This window comes from Stenotrophomonas maltophilia group sp. Smal13 (assembly GCF_030236855.1).
GTDB lineage: Bacteria > Pseudomonadota > Gammaproteobacteria > Xanthomonadales > Xanthomonadaceae > Stenotrophomonas > Stenotrophomonas maltophilia_A.
Genome location: NZ_JASJSQ010000023.1, coordinates 42,109 through 58,259, shown reverse-complemented (window position 1 = coordinate 58,259; position 16,151 = coordinate 42,109). Strand labels below are relative to the sequence as shown.

The 16,151-nt window shown below is 66.1% G+C and carries 16 protein-coding genes; 9 read left to right on the top strand and 7 right to left on the bottom strand.

The genetic code is table 11. The features are described 5' to 3' along the window. The first annotated feature begins 85 nt into the window (after positions 1-85). The 3 genes from QRO95_RS10375 (at position 86) to QRO95_RS10365 (ending at position 1,342) form a co-directional block, all read left to right on the top strand. The gene (locus tag QRO95_RS10375) at positions 86-472 is read left to right on the top strand and encodes an SseB family protein (protein WP_049462191.1); all 387 of its coding nucleotides are present in this window, start codon (positions 86-88) and stop codon (positions 470-472) included. A 115-nt stretch (positions 473-587) separates the two neighbouring features. Next, the gene (locus QRO95_RS10370) at positions 588-1,052 is read left to right on the top strand and encodes a GNAT family N-acetyltransferase (protein ID WP_285302483.1); all 465 of its coding nucleotides are present in this window, start codon (positions 588-590) and stop codon (positions 1,050-1,052) included. Beyond that, on the top strand, positions 1,049-1,342 hold the full coding sequence (locus tag QRO95_RS10365) for a hypothetical protein (RefSeq protein ID WP_049398843.1): 294 nt from the start codon (positions 1,049-1,051) through the stop codon (positions 1,340-1,342). The genes QRO95_RS10370 and QRO95_RS10365 overlap by 4 nt, the downstream gene beginning before the upstream one ends. Before the next feature lie 115 nt (positions 1,343-1,457). Here the strand turns inward: QRO95_RS10365 and QRO95_RS10360 are convergent, their stop codons facing one another. The 3 genes from QRO95_RS10360 to QRO95_RS10350 form a co-directional block, all read right to left on the bottom strand. Further along, the gene (locus QRO95_RS10360) at positions 1,458-5,042 is read right to left on the bottom strand and encodes a M1 family aminopeptidase (protein ID WP_285302482.1); all 3,585 of its coding nucleotides are present in this window, start codon (positions 5,040-5,042) and stop codon (positions 1,458-1,460) included. A gap of 12 nt (positions 5,043-5,054) precedes the next feature. Next, positions 5,055-5,957 carry an ABC transporter ATP-binding protein gene (locus QRO95_RS10355; protein ID WP_134950937.1) on the bottom strand — a complete coding sequence of 301 codons (903 nt, stop codon included), beginning with the start codon at positions 5,955-5,957 and terminating at the stop codon, positions 5,055-5,057. A 132-nt stretch (positions 5,958-6,089) separates the two neighbouring features. After that, complete coding sequence (locus QRO95_RS10350) at positions 6,090-7,121, bottom strand: LacI family DNA-binding transcriptional regulator (protein ID WP_100437497.1); 1,032 nt, start codon at positions 7,119-7,121, stop codon at positions 6,090-6,092. Positions 7,122-7,259: 138 nt separating this feature from the next. Here QRO95_RS10350 and QRO95_RS10345 point away from each other — a divergent pair, with 138 nt between their 5' ends. The 6 genes from QRO95_RS10345 (at position 7,260) to QRO95_RS10320 (ending at position 12,545) form a co-directional block, all read left to right on the top strand. Continuing rightward, positions 7,260-7,655 (top strand): hypothetical protein, encoded by a 396-nt coding sequence (locus tag QRO95_RS10345; protein WP_071227796.1) that lies wholly within the window; start codon positions 7,260-7,262, stop codon positions 7,653-7,655. A gap of 170 nt (positions 7,656-7,825) precedes the next feature. Then, positions 7,826-8,401, top strand: coding sequence for a single-stranded DNA-binding protein (locus QRO95_RS10340; protein ID WP_149908858.1), 576 nt, complete (start codon positions 7,826-7,828; stop codon positions 8,399-8,401). Positions 8,402-8,602: 201 nt separating this feature from the next. Then, the gene (locus QRO95_RS10335) at positions 8,603-9,499 is read left to right on the top strand and encodes a hydroxypyruvate isomerase family protein (RefSeq protein ID WP_164079594.1); all 897 of its coding nucleotides are present in this window, start codon (positions 8,603-8,605) and stop codon (positions 9,497-9,499) included. A gap of 27 nt (positions 9,500-9,526) precedes the next feature. Then, a complete protein-coding gene (locus QRO95_RS10330; protein ID WP_285302481.1) occupies positions 9,527-11,212 on the top strand; it encodes a GMC oxidoreductase in 1,686 nt (561 codons plus the stop codon). Then, the gene (locus QRO95_RS10325; RefSeq protein ID WP_049398851.1) at positions 11,212-11,787 is read left to right on the top strand and encodes a gluconate 2-dehydrogenase subunit 3 family protein; all 576 of its coding nucleotides are present in this window, start codon (positions 11,212-11,214) and stop codon (positions 11,785-11,787) included. The genes QRO95_RS10330 and QRO95_RS10325 overlap by 1 nt, the downstream gene beginning before the upstream one ends. 14 nt (positions 11,788-11,801) lie before the next feature. After that, the gene (locus QRO95_RS10320) at positions 11,802-12,545 is read left to right on the top strand and encodes a DUF1080 domain-containing protein (RefSeq protein WP_285302480.1); all 744 of its coding nucleotides are present in this window, start codon (positions 11,802-11,804) and stop codon (positions 12,543-12,545) included. Positions 12,546-12,575: 30 nt separating this feature from the next. On the opposite strand, the gene QRO95_RS10315 is transcribed toward QRO95_RS10320, so the two are convergent. Genes QRO95_RS10315 through QRO95_RS10300 form a run of 4 tightly spaced genes read right to left on the bottom strand, consistent with a single transcriptional unit; the run spans position 12,576 to position 16,128 of the window. Then, positions 12,576-12,872, bottom strand: coding sequence for a cytochrome c (locus QRO95_RS10315; protein WP_049398853.1), 297 nt, complete (start codon positions 12,870-12,872; stop codon positions 12,576-12,578). A gap of 18 nt (positions 12,873-12,890) precedes the next feature. Next, positions 12,891-13,754, bottom strand: coding sequence for a sugar phosphate isomerase/epimerase (locus tag QRO95_RS10310; RefSeq protein WP_049398855.1), 864 nt, complete (start codon positions 13,752-13,754; stop codon positions 12,891-12,893). A 19-nt stretch (positions 13,755-13,773) separates the two neighbouring features. Then, on the bottom strand, positions 13,774-14,898 hold the full coding sequence (locus QRO95_RS10305; RefSeq protein WP_285302479.1) for a Gfo/Idh/MocA family protein: 1,125 nt from the start codon (positions 14,896-14,898) through the stop codon (positions 13,774-13,776). Between the two features lie 12 nt (positions 14,899-14,910). After that, a complete protein-coding gene (locus QRO95_RS10300) occupies positions 14,911-16,128 on the bottom strand; it encodes a nucleoside permease (protein ID WP_285302478.1) in 1,218 nt (405 codons plus the stop codon). Positions 16,129-16,151: the final 23 nt, after the last annotated feature.

Genomic DNA, 16,151 nt, shown 5'->3' with positions numbered 1-16,151 from the left:
GGTCAAGCCTGCTTCCAGCAGGCTTGACCACGAACATAGGATCTCGACTCTACAATAGGCACCCCTCACGCCCCGCCGTACCGCCATGACCGACCTCGCCCCGCAGACCCCGATCGAAACCCTGCTGAAGGCGGCGATGGACGGGGCGGTGCCGATCCGCGCCTTCATGGAGGCCTTCGTCGCCTCCGAAGTGGTGCTGCTGACCGGCAGCCTGGTCACTCCCGACGGCAGCGGCTTCGACCCGCTGCTGTTTGACAAGCAGGGCACCCTGCACGTGGCCGTGTTCACCGACCCGTCGCGGGTGGGCATCTACAGCCAGCAGGCCGAACACCAGATCCGCTGGCTGATGCTGGACGTGCTGCGCCGCGTGCCGGGTGGCTATGGCGTGGTGATCAATCCGGGCACTTCGCTGGGCTTTGAGATTTCGCCGAGCGGCGTGGGCGAGATCCTGAAGGACTTCGCCCAGGGCTGAACCGCCACCGCGCAATATTTGTAAAGTCGAGCCATGCTCGACTGCCTTTCGCACAGTGCCAGATCAGTCGAGCATGGCTCGACTCTACAGAACGCTTCCCCATCGAGGCATTGCCATGGAATTCAGGGTATTACCCGCCGATGCACCGGAACGGCAGCAGTTGGCCCGGTGGTACCACGCCGAATGGGGCCGCGACGCCGGCCTGTCGCTGGAACAGGAACTGCAGCGGCTGAACACACCTCAGGACGCCGAGGGTTTCCCGCACCTGATCGCCGCCTTCGATGGCGACCAGGTGGTCGGTGCCGTGCAGCTCAAGCGCCGGGAAATGCAGGCCTTCCCGCAGTACGAGCATTGGCTGGGCAGCGTGTTCGTGGCCGATAGTCATCGCGGGCGTGGGCTGGCTGGCGCGCTGGTCGAACAGGCCGCGGCGCAGGCGGTGCGGATGGGCGTTTCCGAACTGTACCTGCAGACCGAATCGTTGGATGGCGGCCTGTATGCGCGGTTGGGCTGGAAGCCGCTGCAGGAATCCGACAACCGCAGCCACCGCGTGCTGGTGATGGTGCGCAGGTTGGCCGCATGAGCGCCGCAACGGCCCGGCACTCCCGCTCAGCACTGATCTTCCTGATCGCGGCCATCGTTGCCGCACTGGTCTCTATGCCCCTGCTGCGCGCGGTGGGCATGGTGCTGTGGCCGGTGTTCGTCATTGCCTGGCTGATCAATCTGGGCGCGGCCTGGCATCTGGCCCAGTGGGCGCGCCAGCAGGGCCGTTCGGCGTGGGCATTCGGGTTGCCGGCGGCGCTCGGCACCGTCGCCTCGATCGTGGTCTTCGTGCTGCTGGCGTTGCTGGGGCCGAAGGCGACGGTGCGCTGAAGCTTCTCGGTCACCCTGGGCAGTATGCCGAGCATGGCTCGGCACTACAGTAAGGCCGAGCCAAGCCCGCAGGTGTTGCGTGGAGCGCCGGCGGACAGGCCGGCGCCCCGTTGCCTTACATCGTCACCTTGCGCCGGTTGTCATCGCTCACCCGGTCGATCAGCTTGTTGTACGGGTCGAAGCCTGCTTCGTCCGGCTTTTCGTCCACCGTCACCGTGATCTTCGGCGCGGCGCTGGTGATGTGGTGGCGCTGCAGGTACAGCACCTTCTGGTCGCGCTCCTTGCCCGACGGCCCGTTGGCGAACACGCCGATCTCGACCCAGTCATCCATCGTGCCGTCGCTCTCCTTGCCCTTGCCGTCGGCGTACTGCTTGGCGGCGTGCAGGTCCAGGGTCACCTCGTAGCGGCCGTCATCACGCTTGCGGGCGCTGGCGGCCATCACCCGGTTGTCGTAGAAGCTGATTTTCTCGAACAGGTCGGTGACCAGCTGCTGGCGGTCGGCCGGGGTCTCGGCCCGGATGTAGTCCAGCAGTTCGCGTGAGGTGGTGTACGGCGGTTGCTGATAGCCCTTGTCCTGCAGGAAGCGCTTCAACGCGTGGTTCAGCGCCTGCTCGCCGATTTCCTCGCGCAGCCGGTAGAACACCAGCGAACCCTTCTGGTAGTGGATGTACTGCTGGTTCTCCACGCGCTCCAGCGGCTGCTCCTCGATGGCCTCGCCACCGCGTCCAGACAGGTAGCCATCCAGCTCGCGCTTGAGGAACTGGCGCATGTGCTGGCGGCCGTACTCCTGCTCCATCACCATCAGCGCAGAGTACTGCGACAACGATTCGGAGAGCACCGTCGCGCCCTGCACGTTGGCACCGATCACCTGGTGCGCCCACCACTGGTGCGCGATCTCGTGCGCGGTCACGTAGAACACGTAGTCCACCTTGTCCGGATCGCGCAGGTCGGCGATGAAGCCGATGGCCTCGGAGTAGGGGATGGTGTTGGCGAACGACTGCGCGAAGCGCGCATAGCCCGGGAACTCGATGATGCGTACCTGGCGGTGCTGGTAAGGCGTGAAGTTCGCTTCGTAGTAGGCCAGCGACTTCTGCACCGCTTCGATCATCCGGTCCACGTTGTAGCCGTGCGCCGGGTCGAAGTAGACCTCGATCGGGATGTCCTTGTACTTCGCCTTGCGCACCTCCCAGCGTGCCGACAGATAGGCGTAGAAGTTCAGCATCGGCCGGTCCATGGCGTAGCTGAAGCAGCGGCGGCCATTCACCGTGGTCTCCTTCTGCAGATAGCCCGGCGCCAGCGCCACCTGGTCCGGTGCGGTGCAGACCGTGGTGCGGAAATCGAGCCAGTCGGCGTCGTTGGAAATGTAGGTGTTGGCGCGCGCGGCTTCGTCTTCCAGCTTGGGCATGCGCCGCGGCTCACCCAGGCCGCGCTTGCGCCGCTCGTTGCGGTCGCTGATCTCGGCGCCTTCGTTGTAGCCGAACGACGGCAGTACGCGGCTGTTGAAGAACGTGCCGTTGTCGACGATGTTGCTCGGCGCCTGGCCGGCGGTGATGCCATTGGGTTTCTGCACCACCCGGAAGTGGACGTTGCGGCTTTCACCCGGTTGCAGTGGCGCGGCCAGGCGGTAGATGCGGTAGCCAAGGTCGGCGTCGTGCATCGACAAGGTCTGCCCACCCAGGTCAGCCGCGACCAGCTGCTTGTCGTCGCCCATCGAGACATGCACGTCCTGGATCGGCACGGCATGCGTGTTGCGCACCGTCCAGTTCGCATCGATCACCATCGACTGCGATTCGGGGAACAGGTCCACGCGGTTGTCCACCGCCACGATGCGAGGCTGCGGCAGAGAGCGGTACTTCGACAGTTCACGCTCGTAGCGCGCCTGCAGGTCCAGCTGTTGGTCGGGCGAGATGAACTCGTTGCGGATGTTGGTGCTCCAGTACAGCCAGCCACCCACGCCGACGAAGGCCAATGCGGCGACTCCGGCGAAGACCCCGGTCGGGCCGCGCAGGCGGCGGCCGGCCAGGGCCAGGCGCTGACGCAGGCCCTGGCTGACACCTCGTACCCAGAAGGCTGACGCCAGGCACATCAAGGTCAGCAGGAACAGGGCCCAGTAGCCCTGGAACGCCAGTTGCCCGGTCAGGAAGTGGCCGTAGCCGTTCATGTCCGAATAGGGCGCGTTGGGCCAGCTGCCGAAGTTGTACAGGTTCTGCGTGTAGTCGAGCAGGCCGAGCACACCCTGGCCGATCATCACCACGATCAGCAGTGCGTAGCCGACGAACTTGTTGTTGGTGAGCACCTGCAGCACCAGCGCCAGGCCGCCCATCAGGATGTAGACCACCGAATCCAGGGCCAGGCTGCGCAGGTACAGCAGCGGCTCCAGATGCGTGTAGCCCTTGGCCAGCTGCACACCCATCGCCGCCAGCGCGCCGGCGGCCTGGAAGCAGACGATCACCGCCAGCAGTGAGGTGAACTTGGCCAGCAGCGGCACCCAGTTCGGCACCGGTATGGCATCGGTCACTTCATTGATGCGCGCGCTGCGTTCCTTCCAGACCAGCTCACCGGCGAAGAACAGCACGATGATCACCAGCAGCCAGCTGAAGGCGCCCTGCAGGCCCATGATCATCTGCGAGGTGACCGGCCAGATCGAGGTGCCGTACAGGGTCTGCCGGAACAGCGCGCTGGGCAGGAAGTTGGCTAGGCCGAGCACCAGCAGCACGATGAACGGCACGCTGCGCAGGACGCCACGTGTATCGAAGCGGACCTGGCGCAGGAACTGCTGCCACGCCGTGGTGGTAGTGAACGCCGGTACCACGCGCGGCAGCGTTGCGCGGGTGGGGCGGACGGCGCCGGCATCGGCAACCGGTTGCGCCTGCCTGCGGCCCCAGCGCCGACGGCCACTGCCGCTGCGTTCGGTGCGGAACAGCGCGAAGGTGGCGGCGAACAGCGCGGCAGCCACGCCCAACCACAGGGCGCGATTGGCCAGCAGGTAACCGGCCAGCTCGGGAATCCCGTTGTTGCGTTCGGCGGTGGACCAGTAGCGGATCGTGCGGCCCAGTGCGCGCATGCCCAACGGTTCGCTCAGCACCGCGATCCACGTGTTGTCGATGTCGCGCAGCAGGGCCGCGCTGGCGCCGTACAGCACCAGGTAGGCCACCAGGCCGATGTAGACCCACAGGATCGAGCGCGTCAGCGCCGCCAGCAGCGACAGCAGCGCGGTGGTGAACAGCAGGTTCGGAATGACGATGACCGCGAACGTCCACGCATAGCCCTGCCAGCTGATCGGGCCCATGCGCTCGGGATCGACCCACGGCATGAACGGCGCCAGCCACAGGCCGAACGCGATCAGGACGTAGACCAGCAGCCCGGCCGCCAGGGCGGCAGCGATGCGCCCGGCCAGGTAATCGCGGCGCTTCACCGGACTGGCGAAGATCAGTTCGGCGGTGCCGAGTTCGAAGTCACGCAACAGCGCATTGCTGACGAACAATGCGGTGACCAGCATGCCAAGCAGGGTGAAGATGCCCAGCATCTGCGCGATCACGGTGGGCGCGTTGCTGTGCACGTTGCCAGTGCCGCCACCGATCTGCACGGCGTCGCTGGAGGCGGCGGCGAAGGCGAGCAGGGCGAACAGCCCGGCCAGCAGCCACAGCAGCGGGGAACGCAGCTGCTCGCGCAGCTCGAAGCGGAAGAAGTTGAGGATCATGGCGTGCTCCGCTCAGGCTGCCGCGCGGGCACGGGCCTGCAGGCGCAGGCGCTGGAAGTACACGTCCTCGAGGTCGGGAGCTACGGCCGCAAAGCCGTCACCGGGGTCGTTGGCGCTGTGCACGTGGATCACCGGGCGGCCACCGACCAGGCGGGTCGACAGCACCACATAGCGCGCTTCGTGGTCGGCCAGTTCCGAAGGATCAACCTGCTTGCGCCAGACCTGGTGCTGCAGGGCGTCGATGGCTTCGGCAGGACGGCCGGTCAGCAGCACCTGGCCCTTGTTCATGATCGCCATCGTCGGGCACAGATCGGTCACGTCCTCGACGATGTGGGTGGACAGGATCACCGCCACGTTTTCGCCGATCGCCGCCAGCAGGTTGAGGAAGCGGTTGCGTTCCTCCGGGTCGAGGCCGGCGGTGGGTTCGTCGACGATCACCAGCCGCGGGTCACCCAGCAGCGCCTGGGCGATGCCGAAGCGCTGGCGCATGCCGCCGGAGTACGTGCCGAGCTTGCGCTTGCGGGCGTCCCACAGGTTCACCTGCTGCAGCAGTCCATCGACCACCTCGCGGCGCTGCGCGCGCTGGGTCAGGCCCTTGAGCACCGCGAAATGCTCCAGCAGGTCCAGCGCGCTGACTTTCGGGTACACGCCGAAATCCTGCGGCAGGTAGCCCAGCCGGCGGCGCACCGCGTCCTTGTCGCGCAGCACGTCGATCGGTGTCTCGCCGGGGATGGTGAGCACGGCCGTGCCGCTGTCGGCCTCCTGCAGGGTGGACAGCGTGCGCATCAGCGACGATTTGCCGGCGCCGTTCGGGCCGAGCAGGCCGAACATGCCGCGCGGGATGTCCAGGTTGACGTTGTTGAGGGCATGCACGCCGTTGGCGTACGTCTTGGACAGCGAATCGATCTTCAGCATGCGACGTACACCTTTCAATGGGCGATGTCTGCGCGTTATCCGCGCATCAGCCTCCGTGCGCATCCGCCGTTGGTCATGGGGGGAGAATTCCGCCGTCGCACGTTGGGGCGTGGGGCGGTGGCCTGGCAGCGCTTACCCGCGCAGCGAAGATTCCCGCACCACCAGCTTCACCGGGATGCTCTGGCTCTCCACTGGCTGCCGGCCGATCAGTGCCAGCAGGCGCTCCACCAGCAGCTGTCCGGCCTGCTTGGTGTCCTGCTGCACGGTGGTCAGCGCCGGGGATACCGAGGCCGCCAGTGGGATGTCGTCGAAGCCGGTCACCGCCACGTCCTGTGGCACCCGCAGGCCAGCCTCGCGGAGCGCGCGCATCGCACCGATGGCGATCAGGTCGCTGGCGGCGCAGATCGCATCGATCGGTTCACCGCGCGCCAGCAGCACTTGGCAGGCCTCCTGGCCGGAAGCCTCGGTGGTGATCGCATCGTGCTGCAGCGCCGGCTCCGCAGCCAGGCCGTGTTCCTGCAGGGCCGCGACATGGCCGCGGTAGCGCTCCTGGAATTCGGGGTAATGGCTGGAGGCATGGCCGAGGAAGGCGATGCGGCGGCAGCCCTGCTGCAGCAGGTGGGTGGTGATGTCGTGCCCGCCCTGGAAGTTGTCGCTGCCGATCGAGACGCCGGGTTGGCCGGGCAGGGCGGCGCCCCAGCGCACGAAGTGCGTGCCCTGTTCGACCAGCCGCTGCAGGCGGTCGCGCGATTCGTGGTAGTCGCCGTAGCCGAGCAGGATGATGCCGTCGGCCTTGTTGCTGTCCTCGTAATCGGCCTGCCAGTCGGTGGACAGCTGCTGGAACGAGACCAGCAGGTCCTGCCCATGCAGGGCGCAGGCACGGGTGATCGAGCCCAGCATCGAGTGGAAGAACGGGTTGATCAGCGAGTCGTCGTTGGTCGGGTCCTCGAAGAACAGCAGGGCCAGCGTGCCGGCGTTGCGCAGGCGCAGGCTGGAGGCGTTCTTGTCGACCTTGTAGTTCAGTTCGCGGGCGATGCGCAGGATGCGCTCGCGGGTCTCGGCATTGACCATCGGGCTGCCTCGCAGCGCCCGCGACACGGTCGGCTGGGAGACCCCGGCCAGGTGGGCGATGTCCAGGGAGGTGGCTTTGCCTTTGATCGTCATGGGAACGCGGAAGCGGGCAGGCGGAAGATGCCTGAGCATGATGCCATGCGGTGGCTGCCGGCCGTCCTGGCCGACGCCGCTTGTGGTCAAGGTCGCGGGTGTGCGACGGTCAGTGCCACAGCCTGATGGAGCCAAGCGGTGTCTTTTCGCCTGTACCCGGATGTTCCGGATGATTTCGAGGCGCGGATCCGTATCCTCGCGCCGGAGGAGGGCGGGCGACGCAGCCCGGCCCGGAACGGTATCCGCTGGGACTTCGCCTACGCCGATGACGCCGGGACACCCGAGCTGTTCATGATCTGGCCCGACTTCCGGCACGCTGAGGGCGACAGCTGGGCGACCGAGCTGCCGCTGCCGGTGGGCGAGCCCCTTCTGGCGGGCCTGACCGTGGTAAATGAGGTGCTGAGGGCGGGGTTGCACCGGGAGCGTATCCAGCCGGGCGTGCGCTTCCACTGCCATGAAGGGCCCAAGGTGGTGGCGGTGGGGGAGGTTACGCGGGTCACCGGCCTGCTGCTGGATCGTCCCCTGCTTCGTTGAGGCCGGTTCCGACCCGGATCGGCCGGATTCCCGACGGGCCGGGGGCGAAGGGAATGGTAAGATGCCTCGTTCCGATATCCCCCATTCGCAACCGTGGGAGGTCCAGCGTATCGGCACCCCGTCGGGTGTGCTATCACTGGTCCAGCCCCGGACAACGGAAGAATCCATCTATGGCGCGCGGCATCAACAAAGTCATCCTGGTCGGCAACCTCGGCAACGACCCGGACGTGAAGTACACCCAGAGCGGCATGGCGATCACCCGCATCAGCCTGGCCACCACCAGCGTCCGCAAGGACAAGGATGGCAACCAGCAGGAACGTACCGAATGGCACCGCGTGGTGTTCTTCGGCAAGCTCGGCGAGATCGCCGGCGAGTACCTGCGCAAGGGCAGCTCGGTCTACGTCGAAGGCAGCCTGCGCTACGACAAGTACACCGGCCAGGACGGCGTGGAGAAGTACTCCACCGACATCGTTGCCGATGAAATGCAGATGCTGGGCGGCCGTGGTGACGGCGGCGGTGGCGGCGGCGGTGGCAACTACGGCGGCGACCGTCCGCAGCGCCAGCAGGCGCCGCGCCAGGAGTACGGCGGCGGTGGCGGTGGCCAGCGCGGCGGCCAGGGCGGTGGCTATGGCAACCAGGGCGGCAATCAGGGCGGCGGTTACGGCAACCAGGGTGGCAACCAGCGTCCGCAGCCGCAGCAGGCGCCGCCGATGGATGACTTCGCTGACGACGATATTCCGTTCTGATCGAACGCTCGTTCGCAGCAGAAAAGAAAGCCCCGCTCATGCGGGGCTTTTCTTTATCCGGAATCCCTTCGGAGTTGTGCCCCGCAGCATCGGTTTTCGTGCACCGCGACTTGCAAACAGACAATTTCCTCCCCTATGGTGCAATCGATTGCATTGCTGTGAATCGTTGCGTTTGATACCGGTTGGGAGGCCGGCAGGTGGATGTCCATCCATTCGATCAGACCGGCCCCGGCGACGGGCCTCACGCGGCGCGATGCGTTGCGCATGGCGGTTGCTGGAGGCGTAGCTCTGGGTACTGCGGGTACGCTGCCCGCATTCGCCGCCATGGCGCCGCTCAAGGGCAACCTGAAGCATTCCGTCGCCCGCTGGACCTTCCCGCAGCTGTCCGTCGCCCAGCTTTGCGCGACGGTGAAGGACATCGGCTTTGCCGCGATCGACCTGGTCGGCCCGGAAGACTGGTCCACGCTGAAGGCGAATGGCGTGTACAGCTCGATGTGCAACGGCGCGGAGCTGGGCCTGACCAAGGGCTTTGCCGGCCGCCAGTTCCATGACCAGCTGGTGGAGCGCTACACGCGGCACATCGATCTGGTCGCCGATGCCGGCTATCGCAACCTGATCTGCTTCTCCGGTAATCGCAACGGCATGGACCCCGCCGAAGGCATGGCCAATGCCGAAGCCGGCCTCAAGCGCATCCTCGGGCACGCCGAGAGGCGCGGGGTGGTGCTGGTGATGGAACTGCTGAATTCCAAGGTCGATCATCGTGACTACCTGTGCGACCACTCCGCATGGGGTGTGGAGCTGTGCCAGCGGCTCGGCTCGGACAACTTCGGCCTGCTCTACGACATCTACCACATGCAGATCATGGAGGGCGACATCATCGCCACCATCGGCAAGCATCACGCCTGCTTCAAGCATTACCACACCGCAGGCGTGCCCGGCCGGAACGAGATCGGAGACCAGCAGGAGCTCCACTATCCGGCCATCTGCCGCGCGATCCGCGACACCGGTTTCAAGGGGTATCTGGCGCAGGAGTTCACGCCTGCAGCGCCCGATCCCGTTGGCTCATTGCGCGAGGCGATCCGCCTCTGCGACGTCTGAAACGATATCCACCCAGGTGAGAAACCCATGGCAGATAATCACTACGACGCCATTGTTGTTGGCTCGGGAATCAGTGGCGGTTGGGCGGCGAAGGAGCTGACCGAAAAGGGCTTGAAGGTCCTGATGCTGGAGCGGGGCCGCAACATCGAGCACGTCAAGGACTACGTCAACGCGATGAAGGAGGCGTGGGATTTCCCGCACAGAAACCGTCCGACGCAGGCGATGAAGGCCAAGTTCCCGGTGCTGATGCGCGACTACGGCCTCGCCGAAAATCTGGAAGGAATGTGGGCCAACGAACAGGACTCACCCTACATCGAGACCAAACGCTTCGATTGGTTCCGCGGCTATCACGTCGGCGGCCGCTCATTGTTGTGGGGCCGGCAGAGCTATCGCTTCTCCGACCTGGACTTCGAGGCGAATCTCAAGGACGGCATCGCAGCCGATTGGCCCATCCGCTATGCCGACATCGCGCCCTGGTACGACCATGTGGAGAAGTTCGCCGGCATCGCTGGCACCCGCGAAGGGCTGGACGTGTTGCCGGATGGTGAGTTCCTGCCGCCGATCCCGTTGAATATCGTCGAGAAGGACGTAGCTGCACGGATCAAGAAGGCCTTTGGCGGAACGCGCCATATGATCCACTCGCGCACCGCCAACATCACCAAGCCCATGCCCGAGCAGGGGCGCGTCAACTGCCAGTACCGCAACAAGTGCATCCTGGGCTGCCCCTTCGGTGCCTACTTCTCGACCCAGGCGGCGACGCTGCCAGCGGCGATGAAGACCGGCAACCTGACCTTGCGGCCGTTCTCGATCGTCAAGGAAGTGCTCTACGACAAGGACCGCAAGCGTGCGCGCGGGGTGGAGATCATCGACGCGGAGACTGGGCAGACCTACCAGTACACGGCCAAGATCATCTTCCTCAACGCGTCGTCGTTCAACTCGACGTGGCTGCTGATGAACTCGGCTACCGACGTCTGGGACGGCGGGCTGGGCTCATCGTCGGGCGAGCTCGGGCACAACGTGATGGACCATCATTTCGGTGCGGGTGCCTCCGGCCGCGTCGAGGGGTACGAAGACAAGTACTACTTCGGGCGTCGCCCCTGCGGCTTCTACATTCCGCGTTTCCGCAACGTCGCGGCCGACAAGCGCGGTTACCTGCGCGGGTTCGGCTACCAGGGCGGCGCCAGCCGCACGGGGTGGTCGCGCGAGATCGCCGAGCTCAACATCGGTGCCGATCTGAAGGAGGCGCTGACCGTGCCCGGTGACTGGCGCATCGGCATGACCGGGTTCGGCGAGATGCTACCGCACCACGACAACACGATCCGCCTGGACCGCGACCGCAAGGACAAGTGGGGGCTGCCAGTGCTGGCGATGGACGTTGCCATGCGTGCCAACGAACTGGCGATGCGAAAGGACATGGCCGCCGATGCCGCCGAGATGCTGGAGGCGGCCGGCGTCAAGGACGTGAAGATGCACGACAACGATTACGCCCCGGGCAAGGGCATCCACGAAATGGGGACCGCGCGCATGGGGCGTGATCGGAAGAGCTCGGTGCTGAACCAGCACAACCAGGTCTGGGATGCGCCCAATGTCTATGTGACCGACGGTGCCTGCATGACCTCCAGCGCCTGCGTGAATCCTTCGCTGACCTACATGGCGCTGACTGCGCGCGCGGCCGACCACGCGGTACGCGAACTGAAAGCGGGGAACCTGTGATGGATCGCCGCGAGCTGTTGAAGATGATCGTCGCCGCCACCGGTGCGGCCATGGTTGGGTTGCCTGCCCTTGTGCAGGGTCAGGCACCGGCGGGCGCCACCAAGATTCATTTCTCCGATACCGACGTCGCTACGCTGGACGAGATCGCCGAGACCATCCTGCCTCGGACCCGGACACCAGGGGCGAAGGATGCCGGCGCCGGTCTGTTCATGGCGACCTTCGTCACTGACTGCTACACCGCCCGGCAGCAGGTGACGTTCCGCGCAGGGCTGACCGATATCGACAAACGTGCCGGTGGCCGCTTCGTGTCGCTCACACCGGAAGCCCGCACCGAATTGCTGCGCACGCTCGATGCAGAAGCCAAGGCACGTCATGCCGATGTGACCGAAACCGGTACGCCTGAAGAGGGCGAGGCGATGCCGCATTACTTCACGATGCTCAAGCAGCTGGCCATCTTCGGCTTCTTCACCTCCAAGGTCGGCGCCACCGGGGTGCTGCAGTACGTCGCCGTGCCGGGGCGCTACGACGGCGATCTTGCTTATGTTCCCGGCACGCCCGCATGGGGGACCAGCTGATGGAGTGCAACAGGATGATCAAGCCGCTGCTGATCGCGGCCACCGTGCTGGCCGCCGCACCCGTGTTCGCGCAGAACGGTGCCGACGCCGCGCGCGATCCGAAGAAGACCGAGGTGTGGACGCCGGTGCCTGCGACCGTTGCCACGCCGCCAGGCAGGGCCCCGTCCGACGCAATCGTGCTGTTCGATGGCAAGGATGTCTCCGCGTGGGAGTCGGAGCAGGGCGGAGGCGTGCCCTGGAAGGTTGCCGATGGCGCCATGACCGTCGTGCCCGGCAGCAAGGGCATTCGCACCAGGCAACGCTTCTGCGACGTCCAGCTGCATGTCGAGTGGCGCACGCCTACCGACACGAAGGGCTTCGACGGACAGAACCGCGGCAACAGCGGCATCTTCCTGCAGGAGCTGTATGAGCTGCAGGTGCTCGACAGCTACAACAACCCGACCTATGCCAATGGCCAGGCGGGCTCGATCTACAAGCAGGCCATGCCGTTGGTGAACGCCTCGCGCGCACCGGGTGAGTGGCAGGCCTACGACATCCTCTGGAAGGCGCCGCGCTTCTCGCAGGGCGGTGGGCTTGTGTCGCCCGCGCGCATCACGGTGCTGCACAACGGCGTGCTGGTGCAGGATGACACCGTGCTGGCGGGCAAGACCGAGTACATTGGCGCACCGTCGTACGCGCCGCATGGGTGCGCGCCGCTCTATCTGCAGGAACATGACGCCAGGGTCAGCTACCGCAACATCTGGGTGCGCGAGCTGTAGTGGCACATGGCCGGTGTGGTTGCCGGCCGCTTACTTCGCCAGATAGCTGGCGATGTCATCGATCTCCTGCTGTGACAGCTGGGAGAAGGGCGGCATCAGCCCGCCGCCCTTGCTGATCTTTTCCTTGATCTGTGCGGGTGCCATGCGCTTGCCGATGTCGGTGAGCGCCGGGAACGCGCCCGGCATGCCCGCACGATCGGCGCCGTGGCAGGCCACGCAGTTCGCGGTGTAGAGCTTTGCACCCGCAGCCGGATCGTCCTTGCACCAGGCGGCCGTCGCAACGCTCATGCCACCCAGGGCCACCGCCATTGCCAGGATCATTTTCATGTGGGACTCCTTGATGCGTCAGCGCCGCGCACGGGCAGGCACGTTGGTGGTCAGGTGTTCGCGCAGATAGTCCGCACCGGTCTGGATGATCCTGGCCGGATCGCGTGGCTGGTCGTGCTCGATGATGTACCAATGCACGCCGGCGGCTGCCGCAGCAGGCAGGATCGCGTTCCAGTCCAGCACGCCCTGGCCAACCGCGGCGAATCCGCCTTCGTCCTGGGCCTGGCCCTTCGGTGCATTGTCCTTGGCGTGTACCGCGAACACGTGGCCGCGGAACTTTGCCAGCATCACTGCCGGGTCCAGGCCTGCACGCGCGACCCAGGCCAGGTCCAGCTCGGTCTGCAGGTCTGGACCGGCGGCGGCGAACAGCAGCTCCAGTCCGGTCCTGCCGTCGAAGTCGACCAGTTCGAAGTCGTGGTTGTGGTAGGCCAGGCGCATGCCCTTGCCGCGCACCTGCTTTGCGATGCGGCCCAGTTCCTGGCCCAGGGCGGTCCAGCCGGCGGCATCGCTCGGACGATCCTTCTTGTCCAGGTACGGCACCACCAGCGTCGTGTTGCCGATCGACCGGTTGAAGGTCACCACCCCATCCAGGTTGCTGCGCAGCTCGGCCAGTGGCACATGCGATGAAATTGCCTTGATCGAATACCGGTCCAGCAGCTGCTTGAGCTCGGCGGCGCTGGTGTTCTGCGTGCCGACCGTTTCCACCGCATGGACGCCAGCGTCGTGGACGATCTTCAGCTGCTGCTCGAGCGAGCCTGCATCGCGCAGGGTGTACATCTGTACCGCGATCGGCTTCTGCGTGCTGACAGCTTCGACTGCAAAAGCGGGCAGGGCAGCGAGCAGCAGAATGAGGCTTGCAGTTCCATGGACAAGGGCTTTCATCAACAGATCCTCCCGGGTTTCAACCGATGGTGGTCCAGGCACGCGACCTGGCTGATGCAATGACACGATCGACGATCCGCGCCGAGCGCAGGCCGTCCTCGAAGGTGGGCAGGCTCTGCGGCCGCTCGCCCTCGATGGCGCGATAGGTGTCGGCGACAAACGCTTCGAAGCACTGGGCGTAGCCCTGCGCGTGTCCGGCCGGCAGCACGGAAAGGCGGCGTTGATCGGCACTGCCGGCGCCTGGTCCGCGCACGAAGATCTCCTCGCGTTGGTCGGGCAGGCCGATCCACAGCCGCTCGGCGTCTTCCTGGTTGAAAGCCACGCTGGCCTTGGCACCGTCGATCTCGAACCAGAGGCGGTTGTGGCGTCCGGCCGAGACCTGGCTGACCGTCAGAGATGCCAGCGTACCGGCACCGGTCCTGAACATCGCCGCAGCCACGTCCTCGCTCGTTACCGCCTGCATTGCGCTGGCCGCGGTTGGCGTGCTGAAGCTCTGCCCGCTGACGGCGCCGCGCTCGGCGATGACCGTAGAGAACGCCGCGCTGACCTCGGCGAAGCGTTCGCCGCTGACCCATTCCACCAGGTCGCACCAGTGCGAGCCGATGTCGGCGAATACGCGCGATGCGCCACCCAGCGCCGGGTCCACGCGCCAGTTGTTGCTGGCCGGGTCCAGCAGCCAGTCCTGCAGGTAGCTGCCGTGGATCAGGTGCAGCGGCCCCAGATCACCCTGTGCTATGCGTGCGCGCGCCTCGCGCACCACCGGGTGGTAGCGGTAGACGAAGGGGACCGTGGCAACCAAGCCGGTCGAGGCGGCCAACGCCGCCAGCGCCTGCGCATCGTCCAGCGTGGTCGCCAGCGGTTTCTCGCAGATCACGTGCTTGCCGGCTTCCAGCGCGGCCTGCGCCATCGCGCGGTGCAGATGGTTGGGCGTGCAGACGTGCACGACCTGCACCTGCGGATCGGCGATCACCTCCTCGATGTCCCGATAGGCGCGCGGGACATTCCACAGCTGCGCCATCTCACGCGCGCGCTGCGCTGACGAAGCGGCAACGCCGCGTACCTCGGCACCGGCGAGCAAGGCCGCACGGCGGTGCACGGCGCCGATCATGCCGGCGCCGACGATGGCGATTCCAAGCGTTGGCATCGGCTCGAATCCTCAGGGTGTGGAAGATGCGGCGGCCACGGCGGGCCGGTCGCGGAACAGCAGCAGGAAGGCGATCAGCACCACCAGCGCGACAGCGGCCGGGAACAGCCATATCTGCTGCCAGTCGGGGCCGGCCTCGGTGGTGAAGTGCTCCACCACCGCGCCGGACAGGAAGGTGCCGATCAGCATGCCCACGCCGTACGTGGCCAGGGTGATGAAGCCCTGCGCGCTGCTGCGCACGGCGGGGCCGGCATGGGCATCGGTGTAGATCTGGCCGGTGACGAAGAAGAAGTCGTAGCAGATGCCGTGCAGCACGATGCCGATCACCAGCAGCGGGAAGCCGCTGCCCGCATCGCCGAAGGCGAACAGGACGTAGCGCACCACCCAGGCCGCCATGCCGACCGCCAGCATCGTCTTGACGCCAAGGCGAACGAACAGGAACGGCATGGCCAGCATCAGCAGCACCTCGGAAACCTGGCCCAGCGACTGCAGGCCCGCGGCGCCGCGCACGCCCAGGTCGTTGAGATACGGATTGGTGAAGTTGTAGTAGAACGACAGCGGGATGCAGATGGCGATGGAGGCCAGGAAGAACACCAGGTAGGCGCGCGACTTCAGCAGCCGCAATGAATCCAGCCCGAGGATCTGCCCCAGCCCGGCATCGCGCTGCTGTGCCAGTGGCGGCGTGTGCGGCAGGGTGAAGGCATACAGGCCCAGCGCCAGCGAGGCCACCGCCGCCATCTGGAAGGTCAGCTCCAGACGATGCGCCTGTTCCCAGCCCAGCCAGCCGATCAGCACGCCCGCTACGATCCAGCCGATGCTGCCGGCCACGCGTACCAGCGGGAACTGTTTCTCGGGCGACTGCATGTGCCGCATCGCTACGCTGTTGGCCAGTGCCAGCGTCGGCATGAACAGCAGCATGTAGCCCATCGCGCAGGCCGAGAACACACTGAAGCTGGTGGCGGTGGACGCCAGCCACATCAGTACCGCGCCGGCCAGGTGCAGCACCGCGAGGATGCGCTGCGCGGCGAAGTAGCGATCAGCGATCAGGCCGACCAGGAACGGCGCCACGATCGCGCCGATCGACTGGCTGAGGAAGGCGGTGGCCACCTGGCTGGCGCTGGCCTGCAGCGGGCCCTGCACCAGGTACGTCCCGAGGGTCACGAACCACGCTCCCCAGATGAAGAACTGCAGAAACATCATCGCGCCCAGGCGCGACATTGCGTGCGACATGGCTTGCCCTCCCGGGGCGGTAA